Genomic DNA, 16,484 nt, shown 5'->3' on the forward strand with positions numbered 1-16,484 from the left:
GTTCAGTTCTTCGGAACCCAGGCGTCATAGAGCGTGACAGAATGGACAGACCAATCCGTCCGCACGTCCCGCACCTTGTCCGTATTGAAGGCGGCGATGGAGGGATAGACATAGAGCGGTGCAGCCAGCGCATCGTCGGAAACGATCTGCTGCGCTTCGTCATAGATCTGCTTCTGCTTGGCAGGGTCGGAGGTCGCCGGGCCTGCGGCCAGCAGGGCATCCAGATGCGGATCGCTGATGCCGGCTTCGTTATTGTGGTAACCGCCGTCCAGGCTGGTCAACCCGTCGCTGTCATAGATGAAGGTGAGGGCCCCCGGCGTATTGACTGTCCAATAGTCGATATAAAGATCGTAATCCCAGCTGTATTGCCGGGCATAGACCTTGGAATCGTCTTGTTTTTCGATTTGCAGATCGAATCCGGCCTTCTTCGCCGTTGCCTGCAATTGCTCATACAGCGCGAGATCGGCGGGCTGTGTCGATGCATAGACCGGGAAATGCACGGTCAGGCGCTGGCCGTTCTTGGTGCGGTAGCCTTGCGCGTCCCGCCCGGTCCATCCTGCGGCATCCAGCAGCTTGTCGGCGGCCTTAATGTCGTACGGATAGGCGTGTTCCACCGCCGCGTCATAGAAAGGCGTATTGGGGGAAAGCGGACCGCCCGCCGGCTGATAGGCGCCGAAAAAGATGCTGCGCAGGCCGGCCGGTGCATCCAGGCTGTAGCGGAAGGCGCGGCGCACCCGCACGTCATTGAAGGGCGCGCGCTTGGTATTAAGGTCAACCTGCCACGGCACGCCAGGCTGGAAGTCATCGATGATGGCAATGTTCTGCGAAGATTTGGCCGTAATATAGTCTTCCGGCGGCAGGCCGTTGAGCACGCCAACTTCACCGGACAATAGTGCGTTGAAGCGTGTCGCAGGTTCGGCAATCACCTTCCATACCACGCGGTCGGCATAGGCCGGTCCGGTATGCAGCGCCTGCGGCGGCGGGGAATTATAATTCGGATTGCGGGTAAAAATGACCTCGCTGCCGTGAATCCACTTCTGCACGATGAACGGCCCGCTGCCGACGGGCGACTCGCAATTCAAAGTATTGCCGCGCGCCATGGCCTGGGGCGACTGCATGCCCGCGCTGGGATTGGCGAGTGTCGTCAGAAAGAATGCATTGGCACTCTTGAGTTTGACGACAAGCGTCGCCGCATTCACAGCCGTGACGCTGGCGAGATTGGTGAGCTGCGGCGCGATATTGGCCGAACCTGTCTTCGGGTCCAGCCAATGGTCGAAATTCGCCTTCACTGCGGCCGCGTTGAAGGGCGTGCCGTCGGAGAATTTTACGTCCGTGCGCAGGTGAAAAGTATAGGTCAGCCCGCCATCCGTCACGTCCCATGATGTCGCAAGCCAGGGATGGTAGGCGCCATCCTCGGTTTGAGAGATCAGACTGTCGGTGAACATATGGGCGATGATATCCTGCGGCACATCCCCACCCACCGTCGGGTCAAGGCAGCGCGGCTCCTTGAAGGTGGCCAGCGTAATGGTGCCGCCCGACTGCGGCTGGTCAGCCGCCCAGGCAGCGGTCGCCGACAGGCTCAAGGTCGCGGCGGCGAGCCAGGCAGTAAGAAGGCGGCCTCGTGGGCCAGGCACTTGTCTCATCATGATGTTTCTGAATGTCTTTCAGGAAGGGGAAGGCGGGCTCTGAGCAGGGCGGCTGCGGCCCCTGAGGTCTTGAGGTGAAATAACTTTTTAATTGCGCGTATTATCTTATTTTGTAATGTCGCTTGAATCGTTTAACCTAAGCTCACGTTATAGCGATAACATTAAGTTGTATATATTATTTTCCATATTATAAGAGTTTTATATATCCGGCTTGCCGCGGCAGGTCATGAGAGGGAGTCGACTGACGTGACCACCGATATTGCCTACCAGGCTGCTGCTGATCGCTATGGCCAGATTCCCTATCGCCGCTGCGGTCGCTCCGGCCTCGACCTGCCCGCGATTTCGCTAGGGCTTTGGCATAATTTCGGCGGAGAGGATGTCTTTGAAACCGGGCGCGCCATTCTGCGACGGGCTTTCGATCGGGGCGTCACGCATTTCGATCTGGCCAATAACTATGGCCCGCCCTACGGCTCGGCCGAAGAGAATTTTGGCCAGTGGCTGGAGCGTGACTTTAGGCCGCATCGCGACGAACTCGTCATATCGAGCAAGGCTGGCTGGGATATGTGGCCTGGCCCTTATGGTGACGGCGGCAGCCGCAAATATCTGATCGCCAGTTGCGAACAAAGCCTGAAGCGCATGAAGCTCGACTATGTCGATATCTTCTATTCGCACCGGCCTGATTTCGAGACGCCGCTGGAAGAGACGATGGGCGCGCTCGCGCAGCTCGTGCGCCAGGGCAAGGCGCTTTATGTTGGTCTGTCTTCCTATGGACCGAAGCGGACCAGGGAAGCGGCGGCCATTCTCAAAGACCTCGGCGTACCTTTGCTGATTCACCAGCCGTCCTATTCCCTGATCAACCGCTGGATCGAGGACAGTCTGCTCGATACGCTGGATGAGGTCGGGGCAGGTACAATTGTCTTCTCGCCGCTGGCGCAGGGCCTTTTGACGGATAAATATCTGAACGGTATTCCGGCCGGCACGCGAGCCTCCAAAAATACGTCATTCAGCGCGGAACTGTTAAGCCCTGAAAATCTGGAGCGCGTGCGTGCATTGGGCGATATCGCGCATCGGCGGGGCCAGTCGCTTGCCCAGCTCGCCATTGCCTGGACCTTGCGCAAGCCTGGTGTCACCTCAGCTCTGATCGGCGCGCGCGACGTTGCGCAACTCGATAATGCCCTCGACGCTGCCCATAATCTGTCCTTCACCACGGAAGAACTGGCGGAGATTGATCTTTACGCCCAGGAAGGCAGCATCGATCTGTGGCGGGAGGTATCGACGCGCGGCGAATAGCCGCGCCATAAATACGTTTGCTCACCAGCCAGGCGCCGTCTCATGTCGCAATTGCTTCTCGATCTTGCCTCTGCCCTGGCCGAGTTCTCCGAACCCGCGGGGCTGCCCGCCGATGCGGCGGCAGAGGCGGCCCATCTGCGCCGTGGGGCGGAGTGTGCGAGCGTCCGGCCGAATTTCGTTCCGGGCGCTCGCCTTGATCATACAGCGCTGTTTTCTGCCGCACTTGAAGGTGCTGTTTCACTGCGGCTTGCTCAAGCGCTGCGTGCAGTGGCCGATGAGATGGTTTGGCATTACAGCTATCCCGCTCGGCCGGGCGAGCCAGATCGCTCGAGTGCGATTGCTTTTGCGGAATTGATCGGGCCGGATGCAGCCCTGTTCGCGCCGGCCTGCCGCATCGGGCTGACGCTAATGGCCCCGCACACCGTCTATCCGATGCACGCACATCCCGCTGTTGAACTCTATCGTGTCATCGCGGGCGAGGCGGAATGGCAAACGCCACAATCGGCAAGCCTTCTTCCGCCAGGAACAGCCATTTTGCACCCGTCAAACCTGGCTCATGCCATGCGCAGCTACGATGAGCCTCTTCTGGCTCTCTATGGCTGGAGCGGCGATATCGACACGCCACCCTATTATCTCTGACCTATCTGTGATGGTGCGGCGTTCGCGATTTCCCGGGTAGAAAGGCCGCTCGCCGCCCTGCCGTATTGCGTCCTCAAACGCAGGCAGAAGCATTGAGCGTTGCCCAAATTAAACTAATTAAAATAGTGCATAAATATTCATAGCAACAGAACTTGTGTATTGACGCGCTACAAAAATCCGTAGTTATTGAAATTGCCCGAATCAACCTAAGCTAAATATAAATTAGCGAATATTTTTTGTATTTAATTCGTCGGCCTGTCCATCGGGTGGCGCGGTCGTTACCGCAAGCGTCGAGCTTGCGGTAATCATTTGATACATGAAGGCCTCATCATGACCCGTCATCTCATCTACAATGGTTTTCTGCACCTCACTCCCAATCATCACAGCCATGGTTACTGGCGGACGCCCGAGGGGCAAATACAATACGGCTATTCCAAGCTCGACCCCTATATTCATGTCGTGAAAACGCTGGAGCGCGGGCGCTTCGATACGCTTTTCATCGCGGATGTGTCTGGGGTCTACGATTTTGAGCACTCCATTCGCGCAGGATCGCAATTCCCGTCAGCCGACCCGATCACGATCGTCTCGGCCCTCGGCCTTGCCACGGAACATCTGGGCCTGGCCGTCACCAGCAATATCATCCAAAGCCCACCCTTCGCCTTCGCGCGGCAATTGTCATCGCTCGACCATTATACGAATGGCCGTGTCGGCTGGAATATTGTCACCAGCTATCTGACGAATGGATTCCAGAATTTCGGCTATGACGACATCGTGCCGCATGATGAGCGTTACCGTTGGGCGCAAGAATATCTCGACGTCACCTACAAGCTTTGGGAGCATTCCTGGGAGGATGGCGCGGTTCTGCACGATGTCGCGGCCAATCGCTTCTTCGATCGCGACCGCATTCATCGCATCAATCATATCGGGGAACGCTACAAGGTCGCCGGCCCGCATATCGTGGAACCCTCTCCGCAGCGCACGCCGGTGCTTTTCCAGGCGGGCAATTCCACGGCGGGGCGCGAGTTTGCCGTTCGCAATGCGGAAGTGACCTTCCTGCCGTCAGCCACGCCGGAAGCGGCAGCGCGTGATATCGCGATACTCAATGACCTTGCCAGACAGAATGGACGGGATCCTCGGTCGCTCAAGAAGATCGTGACGCTCTCAACTGTTATCGGATCGACGGAAGCGGAGGCCAAGCGCAAGCAGGCCTATCTGCATGAATATACGGATTTTGATGCTTTCCAGGCCTTTCTGAGCGGCGGCAGCGGCATCGACTATTTCAATATTCCGCCTGAAACCACCTTGCGGGAGCTTAAAGAGCAATATGACACGTCCGAGCATGTCCGCAGCGGGTTCCGGCGTATTCTTGAGAGGAATCCTGATGTCGATCTCGATTCGACATGGGGCGGTCATCTCGTCAAGACCGCCCTTCTACCTGGACGCTTTGCCGGCACGCCAGAACAGATCGCCGATGAGGTGCAGCGCTGGGCGGATGCCGGGGTGGATGGCTTTAACGTTGTTCCCATCACGACGCTCGGCTGGTGGGATGAGTGGGTCGATCATGTTGTGCCTGTGCTGCAAGCGCGGGGCCTCGCTCAGACGGAGTATGCGCCGGGTACGCTGCGGGAGAAACTGTTCCGCACCGGCGACCGCCTTTCCGAAAGCCATCATGCGCGGACCATCGGACTTCAAAACGCCAGCGCGAGCCGCGCTCAGGCGGAAGCGCTTTGACCCAAATCCTCATTCGTGGCGAAACCTGATACGATGAACAAAAGCTTCAAGGAGATCGCGCAAGCGTCTCTTGCCCTTACCGTCACCGCCCTGTCGGTGGCCTTTGCCACGCCGGGTGCCTTCGCCGCTGACGCGGGCGACGCTGGACAACGCATCAATGGTGGAACAATCACCTATGTGCATGAACAGGAGCCGCCTTGCCTTTGGGGCGGATGGGTGCAGCAGGCCTATCTTTCGCGTCAGGTCTTCGACTATCTCGTGAGCTATGACAACGGCAAAATACGGCCTTGGCTGGCAACGGACTGGAGCGAATCGCCGGACCGGAAAACGATCACCTTCCATCTCCGCAAGGATGTGGTTTTTACGGATGGTGATAAATTCAATGCCGATGCGGTGCTTGCCAATTACCCTGTCTGGGTGAAAGGCATCGGCTGGCATAGTTTCACCTATATGACGGGCTTCACGAAGCTCGATGCCTATACGGTGGCGCTGCATCTGTCCGAGCCGAACCCGGAAATCTACAACGTCCTTGCCAATGGCCATTATGGCTTTCAGTCGCCGGATTCGATTGCGCATAATACGCCGGAACAGAAATGCCTGGCGCCTGTCGGCACTGGCCCGTGGAAGGTCCAGAAATGGACGCGCGGCGAGGGCATTACTTTCCTGCGCAACGATAAATATGACTGGGCGCCGCCGAATGCGCATCACAATGGCCCGGCCTATGCTGCACAATTGGACTGGAAGTTCGTGCCGGACGCGACGACCCGCTGGGGCGCGTTGCTGAGCGGCGAGGCCGATGTCGCCTACCAGCCACCCTCCGTGCAATGGAAGAACGCGCAGCGCCAGTTCCAGACTTTGTCCTTTGTCGCGACGGGCCGGCCGCAGGCGCTGTCGTTCAATGTCGCGCGTGGGCCTTTCACCGACCAGCGTGTTAGGCAGGCCTTCGTCTATGCGATTGACCGCAAGAGGATTGTCGCTGCCGTCTTCAAGGGTACGGCACCGTATGAAGGCAATGGGTCGCTCAGCCGGTCGACGCCGCTTTATCTCAATGTCGATGACGACTATCCCTATGATGTCGCCAAGGCAAACACGCTGCTGGACGCGGCAGGTTGGACCGGACGGGACGCACAAGGCTATCGCACCAAGGACGGCAAGATCCTCGATGCGCGCCTTCCGTTCAACCAGGCGATCATCGATCCTGAAGGGGCGGTGGCTCTCCAGGTGATTCAGGATCAGGTGAAGGCCGTCGGCATCAAGCTCGATGTGATCCCGCTGACGCAGACTCAGGGCTTCGCCGGGGCCGATTCGCAGCCGGCCGACAAGGAGATCAGCTTCGGCTACTGGGTCTGGCCCTCTCCGAACATTCTCGACATCGTTTATAACGACAAGCTGAACGGCTTTCCGAACGGCAACAATCTGTCCTTTTTCTCCAATGCGAAAATCGAGGCGCAGATTATGGATGCGCAGCGCGAGCCTGATCCGAAACTGCGATTCCAGAAATTCGCGGTGCTTCAAAAGTGGTTCGATGATCAGGCCATCGCGGTGGGTGTCTATGACTTTACCTACAACGTCGCCATTTCGAAGAAGCTGAAAGGCCTGTGGCAGGATAAGGGCAATGGGCTGCTGAACTTCTACGACGCCTACTTCGTCAAGGGCTGACGCGTGACAAGTCCTCTCTCTCTTGTCGGCGAAGCGTCGGAAGCAACCGGCCTTCGCCCTTCCTTCGCCGCACGCCTGAGGCCTGTTCTAATCCGGCTTGCGGCGGCGATCTTTGTTCTCTGGGGGGCGGTGACGGTCACGTTCATCGCTCTCTCGGTTCTGCCCGGTGACCGCGCGACCATTATTCTGAATATCACCTCCGGCCAGGCCATTGCGCGGACGCCGGCGGAATTGACGCCGATCAACCGGGCATACGGTTTCGATCAACCGATGGTCGAACAATATGCGCGCTATATCGGCGGATTGCTGCATGGCGATTTCGGCACTTCTTATGAGTTGCAGCGACCCGTTGCGAAGATCATTGGTGAGCAGATTGGTCCGACATTCACACTCGCGATTTCGGCACTTGTGCTTGCCTGGATCTTCGCTGTGCCCTGGACGCTGCTGACCGCCGGGCAAGGCAGGCGTCTCGGCAGCTTCGGCTCTGCTGCCGAAACCATCACGGCAGGACTGCCGCATTACTGGGTCGGGATTCTGCTGCTCATTGTCTTTGCGATCACCCTAGGCTGGTTTCCGGTCATTGGCGGCACGTCCTTCATGAACACGGTTCTGCCGACGATTACTCTGGCCCTGCCGCTGGCCGGCTTTCTCGGACAGTCCATACGCGGCGAGTTCGACCGCACGATGCGCGAGCCTTTCGTGCTCTCGGCGCGCACGCGCGGCATGAGCGCCGCCGGGGTCCGCGCGCGCCATGTGCTGCGCCATGCCCTTATCCCTGCCATCACGCTCAGCGGCTGGGCCATCGGCAGCCTGCTGTCTGGTGCGGTGCTGGTTGAAACCGTGTTCGCCCGTCCCGGGCTAGGCTCGGTGCTTGTCAGTGCAGTGAGTGACAAGGATTTTCCCCTGGTTTCAGGAATCGTCATCCTCAATGCTTTCTTGTACGTCGTCATCAATCTTGTCGTCGATCTGATCTATCGCCTCGTCGATCCCAGATTGCGAGGCACCGCATGACCGCCAGCACCACTGAATTCGGGCGCCCACAGGCAGACCAGAAGACCGTGCCACGGTCGCGCATCGGCGTGCCGAGACTGCCGGTCTCAATCTGGCTGTCGGGGCTTGTCGTCCTGTTCTTCGCCATCGCGGCGATTGACCCGTCACTGCTCTCGACGCACTCTGCCTTCGAGACGGATCTCCTCAACACGCTAAGCCCGCCAAGCGTCGGCCATCTGCTCGGCACCGATGATATCGGCCGAGACCTCTACAGCCGGATCGTCTGGGGCACGCGCCAGTCATTGCTCATCGGTCTTGGGGCGATGGCGGTGGCCCTGTTCGGTGCCTTGGTTCTGGGCTTCACGGCCGCGCTGGGGCCCAAATGGATTGCCGGGCCGCTGCATCGTCTTTTGGAAATTCTGCTCCCTTTCCCGATCCTGCTGCTTGCGCTGCTGTTCGTGGCGCTGCTTGGCCCTTCGGCAACCAGCCTGCTCATTTCGGTCGGCATCGGCACGACGGCAGGCTATGCGCGGCTGATCCGGGCGCAGGCGCTCAAGGTCAGGAAATCAGGTTATGTTGAGGCTGCCCTGGCACTGGGTCATTCGGAACGTACGATTTTCCGCCAGCATATCGCGCCGAATGCATTTCGTCCGCTCGTGGCGCTGGTAACACTCGGCATCGGCCAGTCAGTTGTCTGGGCATCGGGCCTTTCATTTCTTGGCCTCGGTGTGGCGCCACCGTCGCCGGAATGGGGCGCCCTGCTCGAAGCGGGCAAGGCCAGCATCACCGTTGCCTGGTGGCTTGAGATTTTTCCGGGCATTGCAATTGTATTGGTCGCGCTCTCCTTCACGCAGATCGGGCGATATGTTCAGGATCGTTCGGAAGGGAATCTCCAATGATGGACACAGTCATCGATCACCTGAACGAAGCCAGCATTGAGAGCGGCATTGGCGAAAGCGTGTTGCAGGCGCAGGGGCTGAATATATGGTTCGCTCAGGAGAGTGGCGAGAGCCGGCATGTCGTCAAAGACGTCAGCTTCGATCTGCGCGCGGGTCAGTGCATCGCAATTGTCGGTGAGTCCGGTTCCGGCAAAAGTGTCACGGCACGCGCGCTTGTCGGACTGGCAGGGCAGGGCGCTACGGTCGCTGCCGATCGTCTGGCGCTCGAGGGCGAGACCTTGCTGGACAGGCCAGAGGCCTGGTGGGGCTCGGTGCGGGGCCGCAAGATAGGGTTTATCTTGCAGGATGCGCTTGTCTCCCTCGATCCACTCCGCCCCGTCGGCAAGGAGATTGAAGAGGCGCTCTGGCTGCATAAATGGGGGACGCGTAAGACCCGCCTGCAGAAGGTAAGACAGACGCTGTGGGACGTGGGCGTGCCGGAGCCGGACCTGCTCGTCAAGCAGCGACCCGGAGAACTGTCCGGTGGATTGCGCCAGCGTGCCCTGATCGCTTCGGCCATCGCTTTGCACCCGGATATCGTCATTGCCGATGAGCCGACAACGGCACTGGACGTAACCGTTCAGGCGCAGGTTCTGTCCGTGCTCAAGGAGATGCTGGGCCGTGGCACGAGCGTTATCCTGATCAGTCACGATCTCGCAGTCGTCTCACAGCTTGCCGACATCATCCTTGTGATGCAGGGAGGTGCGATCGTTGAGGCCGGTCCGCGCGGCGAGGTGCTTGGGCGCCCTCGGCATCCCTATACACAGCAGTTGATCGATGCGGTGCCGAGTGAACACACCAAAGGCACACGGCTTTCGCCGCATGGCGGTGCCGTCGCCCAGACGCTTTTCCGGGCAGAGCGGGCTGATCTCGCGGACAGCCCCGTGCCGCTGCTGGATGCGCGCGGCATCGTCAAAAGCTTTCCTGGTCCTGGCGGGCTTCGCCGCACGGTCGTGAAGGATGTGTCCTTTACGCTTGCGCGCGGAGAGACGCTTGGCATCGTTGGCGAATCAGGTTCGGGTAAAAGCACATTGGCCCGCATTGCGCTTTCTCTTGAAAGGCCAGACAGCGGTGAGGTCCGCTTTCTCGGCCGCCCGTGGAGTAGTGCGAGCATCGCGGATCAACGCGCCATCCGCAGGCGCATATCCGTGGTGTATCAGGATCCTCTATCATCTTTTGACCCTCGCTGGCGTGTATCGCGTATTCTGTCTGATGCGATTTGCCTGCAAGAGGTGATGCCGCGCGGGCAAGTGGAGGATCGCGCCGTTCACTTGCTCGAAGCGGTTGGGCTTAGCGCTGCGCATCTGGAGCAGTGGCCGCTGCGCATGTCGGGTGGGCAAAGACAGCGGGTGGCCATCGCCCGCGCCATCGCCACCCATCCGGAGGTTGTGGTGCTGGATGAGGCCGTTTCGGCCCTCGATGTGTCCATCCAAGCGCAGATCCTGGATCTTCTGTCAGACTTGCAGGTCCAGCTTCAGATCAGCTACCTGTTCATTTCGCATGATCTTGGCGTGATCCATCACATGAGTGATCGCGTGCTGGTTATGCAGAACGGCCGGGCTGTGGAACAGGGGACGGCCGATGACGTCTTCCGCAATCCGCAGCATGCCTATACCCAGCAATTGCTTGCGTCTCTGCCGCGGCTTGAATACGCAAATTTGCGCAAGGCCGCAGCATGGAGCTAAAAACGGCGTTTTGATCGGATGCCTGGTATATCGCGGCCAGCTGCATCGCCCGGCGAATAGCTGGCTGAAGCGCTGTGCGCGGCGCAGCAGCTTTGATTGAGGGCAACGACCTCAAATCCGGGCAGGGCCGCCGCGGCAAAATGAAGCTGTCTGAGCGCTTTCTGCAAAAGCGTGAGCGCCTTTTCGTTTTGGCCTTTGTGCATAGTTTCAGACGCTGCATCGCACGCACTCCCCAACATTTTGGAGCAGGCGAGCAGGTGATGATGATGATGTGCCCCTTGCGGGCTCGGGCGCAGTGACCGGATAACGTCGCGCGACTCTGCCTGGGCTGAGCGCGCCATCGCAAAGATGGGATTGTCCTGTGCGCTTCTGCCACCGGCAGCTGCCAGGACGAAAAGCGCTGCGAGTTGTGCGGTCGCTTCGCGCATAGCGTCGAAAGCGGGCCGCGCGGCGATGACGTAGGCAAGCGTCTTGTCGTCCAGACCCTGTCCTTCCTCAGTCGTCCAAGCCTCGGGCGGTGCTTCAGGCGCGCAAACCAGAGGAATTTCCGGCCTCTGCTCCTCTATTCGCCTCAAGGACTGCCGCGTTATGTCCCAGTTAGTCATCACGCCTCCCGAGGCCCGGTCTAAGCTCCTGTAGCACAGGGAGCCGCGGCTTTGCCCTTGTCAGTTATCGCCGCCGCCGCGACCATACGTCCAGTCCCACTGCGCCGATGACGATCGCACCCTTGGCAACCAGCTGCACATTGGAATCAACGGCCAGGGAATAGAAAAGATTAGTGATAGCGCCAAGGATAAGCAGACCCACCACAGTTCGCCAAATCGAACCTTCTCCGCCCAGCAAAGACGTGCCGCCAATGATGACGACTGCGATGGCATCCAGCGGAATGGTTCCGCCAATATCGGCCTGACCAACCGCAAGCCGGCTCGCCTCAATCATGCCCGCTGCCGCTGACAACAGGCCGACCAAAGCGAAAGTTGATCCGCGGATCAATCCAACCCGCAAGCCTGACAGTCGTGCGGCTGTTTCATTGCCCCCAATGGCATATAAGGCCTGGCCATAGACGGTCTTCGAGAGAACAAAGCCGCCCAGAAGCACGGTCACAAACAAAAGCCAAACCGCGATCGGCAACGGACCCCAGAACGCCTGGCCCAGAATTTGGAAATTGGGATTGTCGGGCGTCTGCGGTGTGGAATTAGAATACACGAAAGCCAGACCGCTGAAGATCGATGCCGAGCCAAGCGTCGCGATGAAGGGGTTTATGCGCCAAAGGGCGACGACCGCTCCATTGGCGGTGCCACAAACGATCCCTAGGAGGAGCGTACACAGTCCAGCCTCGACCAGACCGTGGTCCATCGCAATTTTCGCGAACATCGTCGCTGCGAAGGCATAGATCGCACCGACAGATAGATCGAAACCGCCACTGATCATGACGAATGTCATGCCGACGGCGACAATGCCAAGCGGTGCATTCTGGGTGAGAATAATACCGATATTCGTCCAGGTCAGGAAAGCAGGATAGATAATCTGACCGACGATCATGACGACGATCAGCGCGCCTATCATGCCCAGACTGCTAACATCGAAAGGAATCTTGCGTGCAAAACGCGACAGGGAAGCAGCACCGTTTCCTGTGCTTGGGCGACCGGGCGCCGCGCTCGACGGATTCTTCATAAGGCTTCTCTCTACGCGTGTTCAGTATGGAGGCTGGCTGCATGTACAGCGAATGCCGAATGAAGGATGCGTTCGACATCGACATCGTCGCTGTGACAATCAAGTGTATCGACCATGTGGCCATCGCGCATAATCAGGATGCGGTCAGATACGACCAGTAGTTCTTCCAGTTCCGAGGAGACGATGACAACGGCAAGGCCTTCCTCGAGAGCGGCCTTGCGGAGTGCCGCAAGGATTTCGGTCTTTGCACCGATGTCGATTCCGCGCGTCGGCTCATCGGCGAGCAGCACGCGTGGCCGGGCATGGTGCCAGCGTCCTAACATGAGCTTTTGCTGATTGCCGCCGGACAGCGTCCTGGCGGGGGCGCTAAGCCGGTTAAGATTGAACCCATAGTTGACCACCGCTGCACTGGCGGCCTTCATGATAACAGGCTCGCGCAAGATCCTGAATCGGGCGATCGACGGCATATCTCCAAGAATGACGTTACAGGCTGAAGAACGGCTGAGAACGAGCCCTTGTCCCTTTCGGTCCTCGGGAATAAGAGCGATACCCAGTGCTCGCGCGGCGCGGGGCGTTCGCGGGGCTGGCTTTTCCACCTCATCGATCTCGAGCCTTCCCGTCGCAGGCTCCAGACCGGCCAATGCGCGCAACAGTGAGGTTCTTCCCGAACCGACAAGCCCTGCGATCCCTAAAACCTCGCCGGCACGAATAACGAAGCTTGCCGGATACAAAAGACCTGCGACGGCAATATCACTGACCTTGAGAAGGTCGCGGGGCATTTGGGTTGGTCTCAGTGGGCGCTGTTGCAATGTGCTCTTGAGTTCGCTGCCAAGCATCTCAGTGACAATCTGCTGCTTGGTCCAAGCGGAGGTCGGCCGGCTTGCAACCACAGATCCGTCCCGAAAGACCGTGATGCGATCGCTAACCGCAAGTACTTCATCCAGATGATGGCTGACGAAGGCGATGGTCGTTCCATTCGCTTTCATTTGTCTGATGATGTCCAGCAATCTTGCCCGTTCACTTTCTCCAAGCGACGCGGTCGGTTCGTCAAACAGCACAGCCTTGGCGGCAGACTCATAGGCACGCATAATTTCAAGAAGCTGCTGATCCGCAATAGATAATGTGTCTGTTCTTGCATCGGCGTCCATATGGACACCAAATTTTTGGCAAAGGACTTCAAAACGCGCACGCATTTTGCTGTGGTCGACAATGCCTAGGCGGGTCGGAAATTGTCCGAGGAAGACGTTCTCACATGCCGTCCGAGCCGGTATCATCGTCAATTCTTGATAGATGGCGACGATGCCGGCGGCGCGGGATGCACGTGGATTGGCCCCCGTTATCATATGACCGAAAGCGGTGAGGCTGCCGGTGGTCGGCGAGACGCGACCCGCCAGGGTTCCAAGAAAGGTGGATTTGCCAGCGCCGTTCTCTCCGACGAGCGCATGCACTTCACCGGCGTAGAAGTCGACACTGACGCCCTTCAACGCCTTTACGCCGCCAAATTCTTTGGTCACGTCGCGGGCAGAAATCGTGACCGCATTTTCATGTCGAGAAGCGACGGTCGCGGGTGACTCGGCTTGGTGCATATCCCCTATCCTCGTCTTACAGCGCGGGCTGAGCTGATACCGGTGACCGAAATCCGGCGGTCACCGTGTTGAATGCGCCCGGGGCTATCCGCTAGGGCCGAGACTTCAACGCTGAGCAAAATCAGTCATTCTCAGGATGGTAGTTTTCGGCATTGGCTTTCGTGACCAGGAACGAAGCCGAAGCAGGATCGCGACCCGTCTCCAGGGCGTGCCCGTCATCACCGGTGTAATGTGGCACTGGCTTTCCCGCCCATGCATCAGCGACCGCCTGAATGGCATAGGCAATTGGCGTGCGCGAATAGCGCGCCAGCATGGCCTGCGTGGTTCCCGCCTTGACATAGGCAAGGCCGGTCACGGTACCGCCGCCCTCGTAGATCTTGACTTTGCCGAGACGATTGCTGGCGCGCAAAGCAGCGACCGCGCCTTTTGTAATATTCGTATAGGCGGACATAAGAATCGTCATGTCCGGATGAGCCTGCACCAGTGGCTGGGCTTTCTGCTCGGCATCGGGCACCGAGTAGTCCGTATAGACAGGCGCTATAATCTTCCAGTTTGACGGAGCGATATCCTTCTGAGCCTTGTAAAACGCCTTGGTGATGCTGTTGAGCGCGGGCCCGACCATGACACCGACAGTTTGCGGGCCGGGATTATCCTTAACCGCCTTTTCCCACAGGATCGACCAGGCCTTAACGGACTCGTTGCCGCCGACATAATTCAGCGTGCCGGGGCTCCAGAGTTGCTCGCCTTCACCAAGGATACGCCCGCACAGGGTGCCGTCGATATCTTCGACCAGAATATTGGCCGCAGGTGCCTGTTTTGTGGCTATTTGGCAAGCAACGTTTCCGGCGACAGGTTCCACGATCCACGCGTTATACTTCTTGCTTGCCAAGGCAATCTGCATTTGATCCATTTGCTTGGAGGCATCGAAATCGCTTTGGAAGATATCGATCGTCGCACCGACGGCCTTAGCTGTTTCGACAGCCTGCTCGTTTTGCGCCTTGAGGAAGCTATTGCCGGATCCGAGGGAAAAGAATGCGATCTTCAACGGCGCGCCATTTGTCTTAATGACGTAACCACCGCCGACATCGATGGAAACCGGCGTGGCAGACCAAGCAGACGTCGCCACAAATGTCGGCAGCACGAATGTCGAAATCGCTAGAAATTTTCTGAAGCCGGAATAAAGTCCCATTATATTTCCCCCGTTGCGCCAGAGTCTGCGCGTTTTCCGGCACATTCAGATCATGCCGTATTTTGACGATGACAGAGCCTTACAACGGGAAAGGGGTCAATCTTCAGCAACGCTATACCTGCTATAGCAGGACACCGCCTCACGAAAGCTAGGCTTGTTCGTAAGTATATTGATAGTGTCGGAGAGGAGACGCATCGATATACGCAATCAACTTGGAGAAAATGCTGCGTCGCACAAGTAATTGGCAGCGTGCGAATGGCATTTGTTCGGATGATTGTACCGTGCTGATCATCACGCCGGCAGACCATGCCTAAGATAACTATAATAGAGGAATAGCGCCATGCGCGGAACCATCGCGGTAATGACCAAGCCCGGAGAGCTCGAATATCAAAGTTATGATATACCGACGCCCGGGCCTGGCGCGCTCGTGCTGCAAATACTGCGTGCGAATGTATGCGGTTCTGAGCTTCATGTCTGGCGAGGCCATCACCCCGTAAAGAAGCGTGGCGGTATTGGTCATGAGATGGTTGGCCGCGTTATCGCGCTCGGCGATGGCGTGACAACGGATTATGCCAGCCAGCCTGTGAAAGTGGGAGATCGTGTTGTCGCGACATATTTCCAGACCTGCCTCAAGTGTCGCCCTTGCCTCGACGGGCAGTATAACCTTTGCGACAATGCCTATGAATTCTTTGCGCTGCAACCGGAGCAGGCTCCGCATTTTCATGCCGGCTTCGCCAGCCATGTCTATATTCATCCGCGGCAGAATTTTTACAAAGTCCCAGAGAACATTCCCGATAGCGTCGCGGCCAGTGCGAATTGCGCATTGTCGCAGGTCTATTTTGGACTTGACCGTATCGGTGTGGCCTATGGCGAAACCCTGGTCATTCAGGGAGCCGGCGGCCTTGGCCTGATGGGTGCGGCTGTCGCGGCCTCTCGTGGCATACGCGTGATCATGATCGATGGCGTGGAGTTGCGGTTGAAGCAGGCAAAAGCCTTCGGTGCCGCCCATGTCATCAACATGAATGATTATCCGACGGAGGCTGACCGCATTAAAGCCGTGCAGGACCTCACGAATGGTCGCGGTGCCGATGTCGGCATGGAAGTCACGGGCGTGCCGGCGGCTTTCAATGAAGGTGTGCGGGGGCTTGTTCGCCGCGGCGGGCGTTATCTTGTCATGGGTAACTTGTCACCGGGTTTCACCATCGATATGGACCCCGGTCTTTTGACGCGCCGTTCCGTTACCGTCATGCCCGTGGACCGCTACGATGCGCGCTATCTATACAAAGCGCTGCTTTTCCTCGAACAGCACATGACGCGCTATCCGTTCGGTGATTTGCTCGATGCAAGCTTTCCTTTGACCTCCGTTAAAGAGGCACTTGATAAATCGGCTAAACGCGAAGTGACGCGCGCCTCGATAATCTGTGAAGCAGCGTAATAGGAATATGAAGACTTCGTAT

The 16,484-nt window shown here is 58.2% G+C and carries 13 protein-coding genes; 8 read left to right on the forward strand and 5 right to left on the reverse strand.

What is annotated here, in order from left to right; translation table 11 throughout:
• Positions 1–2: 2 nt before the first annotated feature.
• Positions 3–1,634 carry an ABC transporter substrate-binding protein gene (locus tag ASILVAE211_RS20100; RefSeq protein WP_227323150.1) on the reverse strand — a complete coding sequence of 544 codons (1,632 nt, stop codon included), beginning with the start codon at positions 1,632–1,634 and terminating at the stop codon, positions 3–5.
• A 258-nt stretch (positions 1,635–1,892) separates the two neighbouring features.
• Here ASILVAE211_RS20100 and mgrA point away from each other — a divergent pair, with 258 nt between their 5' ends.
• From mgrA to ASILVAE211_RS20135, 7 genes are all read left to right on the forward strand, one after another.
• Positions 1,893–2,936, forward strand: a complete 1,044-nt coding sequence (gene mgrA / locus ASILVAE211_RS20105; RefSeq protein WP_319799603.1) for an L-glyceraldehyde 3-phosphate reductase — start codon at positions 1,893–1,895, stop codon at positions 2,934–2,936.
• Positions 2,937–2,978: 42 nt separating this feature from the next.
• Complete coding sequence (locus ASILVAE211_RS20110) at positions 2,979–3,575, forward strand: dimethylsulfonioproprionate lyase family protein (RefSeq protein ID WP_227323151.1); 597 nt, start codon at positions 2,979–2,981, stop codon at positions 3,573–3,575.
• Positions 3,576–3,905: 330 nt separating this feature from the next.
• Positions 3,906–5,306, forward strand: coding sequence for an NtaA/DmoA family FMN-dependent monooxygenase (locus ASILVAE211_RS20115; RefSeq protein ID WP_227323152.1), 1,401 nt, complete (start codon positions 3,906–3,908; stop codon positions 5,304–5,306).
• A 33-nt stretch (positions 5,307–5,339) separates the two neighbouring features.
• Positions 5,340–6,965 (forward strand): ABC transporter substrate-binding protein, encoded by a 1,626-nt coding sequence (locus tag ASILVAE211_RS20120; protein ID WP_227323153.1) that lies wholly within the window; start codon positions 5,340–5,342, stop codon positions 6,963–6,965.
• A 3-nt stretch (positions 6,966–6,968) separates the two neighbouring features.
• Positions 6,969–7,976, forward strand: a complete 1,008-nt coding sequence (locus tag ASILVAE211_RS20125) for an ABC transporter permease (RefSeq protein WP_227323154.1) — start codon at positions 6,969–6,971, stop codon at positions 7,974–7,976.
• Positions 7,973–8,854 carry an ABC transporter permease gene (locus tag ASILVAE211_RS20130; protein WP_227323155.1) on the forward strand — a complete coding sequence of 294 codons (882 nt, stop codon included), beginning with the start codon at positions 7,973–7,975 and terminating at the stop codon, positions 8,852–8,854. Before ASILVAE211_RS20125 ends, ASILVAE211_RS20130 begins: the two co-directional genes overlap by 4 nt.
• Positions 8,851–10,578 (forward strand): dipeptide ABC transporter ATP-binding protein, encoded by a 1,728-nt coding sequence (locus tag ASILVAE211_RS20135; protein WP_227323156.1) that lies wholly within the window; start codon positions 8,851–8,853, stop codon positions 10,576–10,578. The genes ASILVAE211_RS20130 and ASILVAE211_RS20135 overlap by 4 nt, the downstream gene beginning before the upstream one ends.
• Here ASILVAE211_RS20135 and ASILVAE211_RS20140 read toward each other — a convergent pair.
• The 4 genes from ASILVAE211_RS20140 to ASILVAE211_RS20155 all read right to left on the reverse strand — a co-directional run bounded on the left by ASILVAE211_RS20140 (position 10,575) and on the right by ASILVAE211_RS20155 (position 15,027).
• Positions 10,575–11,183: a hypothetical protein gene (locus ASILVAE211_RS20140; RefSeq protein WP_227323157.1), complete on the reverse strand. Its 609-nt coding sequence runs from the start codon at positions 11,181–11,183 to the stop codon at positions 10,575–10,577. The genes ASILVAE211_RS20135 and ASILVAE211_RS20140 overlap by 4 nt on opposite strands.
• Before the next feature lie 64 nt (positions 11,184–11,247).
• On the reverse strand, positions 11,248–12,252 hold the full coding sequence (locus tag ASILVAE211_RS20145) for an ABC transporter permease (protein ID WP_227323158.1): 1,005 nt from the start codon (positions 12,250–12,252) through the stop codon (positions 11,248–11,250).
• An 11-nt stretch (positions 12,253–12,263) separates the two neighbouring features.
• Complete coding sequence (locus tag ASILVAE211_RS20150; RefSeq protein WP_227323159.1) at positions 12,264–13,838, reverse strand: sugar ABC transporter ATP-binding protein; 1,575 nt, start codon at positions 13,836–13,838, stop codon at positions 12,264–12,266.
• A 121-nt stretch (positions 13,839–13,959) separates the two neighbouring features.
• Positions 13,960–15,027 (reverse strand): sugar ABC transporter substrate-binding protein, encoded by a 1,068-nt coding sequence (locus ASILVAE211_RS20155; RefSeq protein ID WP_227323160.1) that lies wholly within the window; start codon positions 15,025–15,027, stop codon positions 13,960–13,962.
• Between the two features lie 340 nt (positions 15,028–15,367).
• On the opposite strand from ASILVAE211_RS20155, the gene ASILVAE211_RS20160 reads away from it, so the two are divergent.
• Positions 15,368–16,462, forward strand: a complete 1,095-nt coding sequence (locus tag ASILVAE211_RS20160) for a zinc-binding dehydrogenase (protein WP_227323161.1) — start codon at positions 15,368–15,370, stop codon at positions 16,460–16,462.
• Positions 16,463–16,484: the final 22 nt, after the last annotated feature.

Origin of the sequence: Acidisoma silvae (assembly GCF_020618775.1) — a bacterium.
In the GTDB taxonomy this organism is placed as follows: domain Bacteria; phylum Pseudomonadota; class Alphaproteobacteria; order Acetobacterales; family Acetobacteraceae; genus Acidisoma; species Acidisoma silvae.

What these genes read in the sequence shown, in the direction of transcription:
- ASILVAE211_RS20110 (WP_227323151.1), top strand. Translation starts at nt 2,979, where the DNA reads ATGTCGCAATTGCTTCTCGATCTTGCCTCTGCCCTGGCCGAGTTCTCC.
- ASILVAE211_RS20115 (WP_227323152.1), top strand. Translation starts at nt 3,906, where the DNA reads ATGACCCGTCATCTCATCTACAATGGTTTTCTGCACCTCACTCCCAAT.
- ASILVAE211_RS20120 (WP_227323153.1), top strand. Translation starts at nt 5,340, where the DNA reads ATGAACAAAAGCTTCAAGGAGATCGCGCAAGCGTCTCTTGCCCTTACC.
- ASILVAE211_RS20130 (WP_227323155.1), top strand. Translation starts at nt 7,973, where the DNA reads ATGACCGCCAGCACCACTGAATTCGGGCGCCCACAGGCAGACCAGAAG.
- ASILVAE211_RS20135 (WP_227323156.1), top strand. Translation starts at nt 8,851, where the DNA reads ATGATGGACACAGTCATCGATCACCTGAACGAAGCCAGCATTGAGAGC.
- ASILVAE211_RS20140 (WP_227323157.1), bottom strand. Translation starts at nt 11,183, where the DNA reads ATGACTAACTGGGACATAACGCGGCAGTCCTTGAGGCGAATAGAGGAG.
- ASILVAE211_RS20145 (WP_227323158.1), bottom strand. Translation starts at nt 12,252, where the DNA reads ATGAAGAATCCGTCGAGCGCGGCGCCCGGTCGCCCAAGCACAGGAAAC.
- ASILVAE211_RS20150 (WP_227323159.1), bottom strand. Translation starts at nt 13,838, where the DNA reads ATGCACCAAGCCGAGTCACCCGCGACCGTCGCTTCTCGACATGAAAAT.
- ASILVAE211_RS20155 (WP_227323160.1), bottom strand. Translation starts at nt 15,027, where the DNA reads ATGGGACTTTATTCCGGCTTCAGAAAATTTCTAGCGATTTCGACATTC.
- ASILVAE211_RS20160 (WP_227323161.1), top strand. Translation starts at nt 15,368, where the DNA reads ATGCGCGGAACCATCGCGGTAATGACCAAGCCCGGAGAGCTCGAATAT.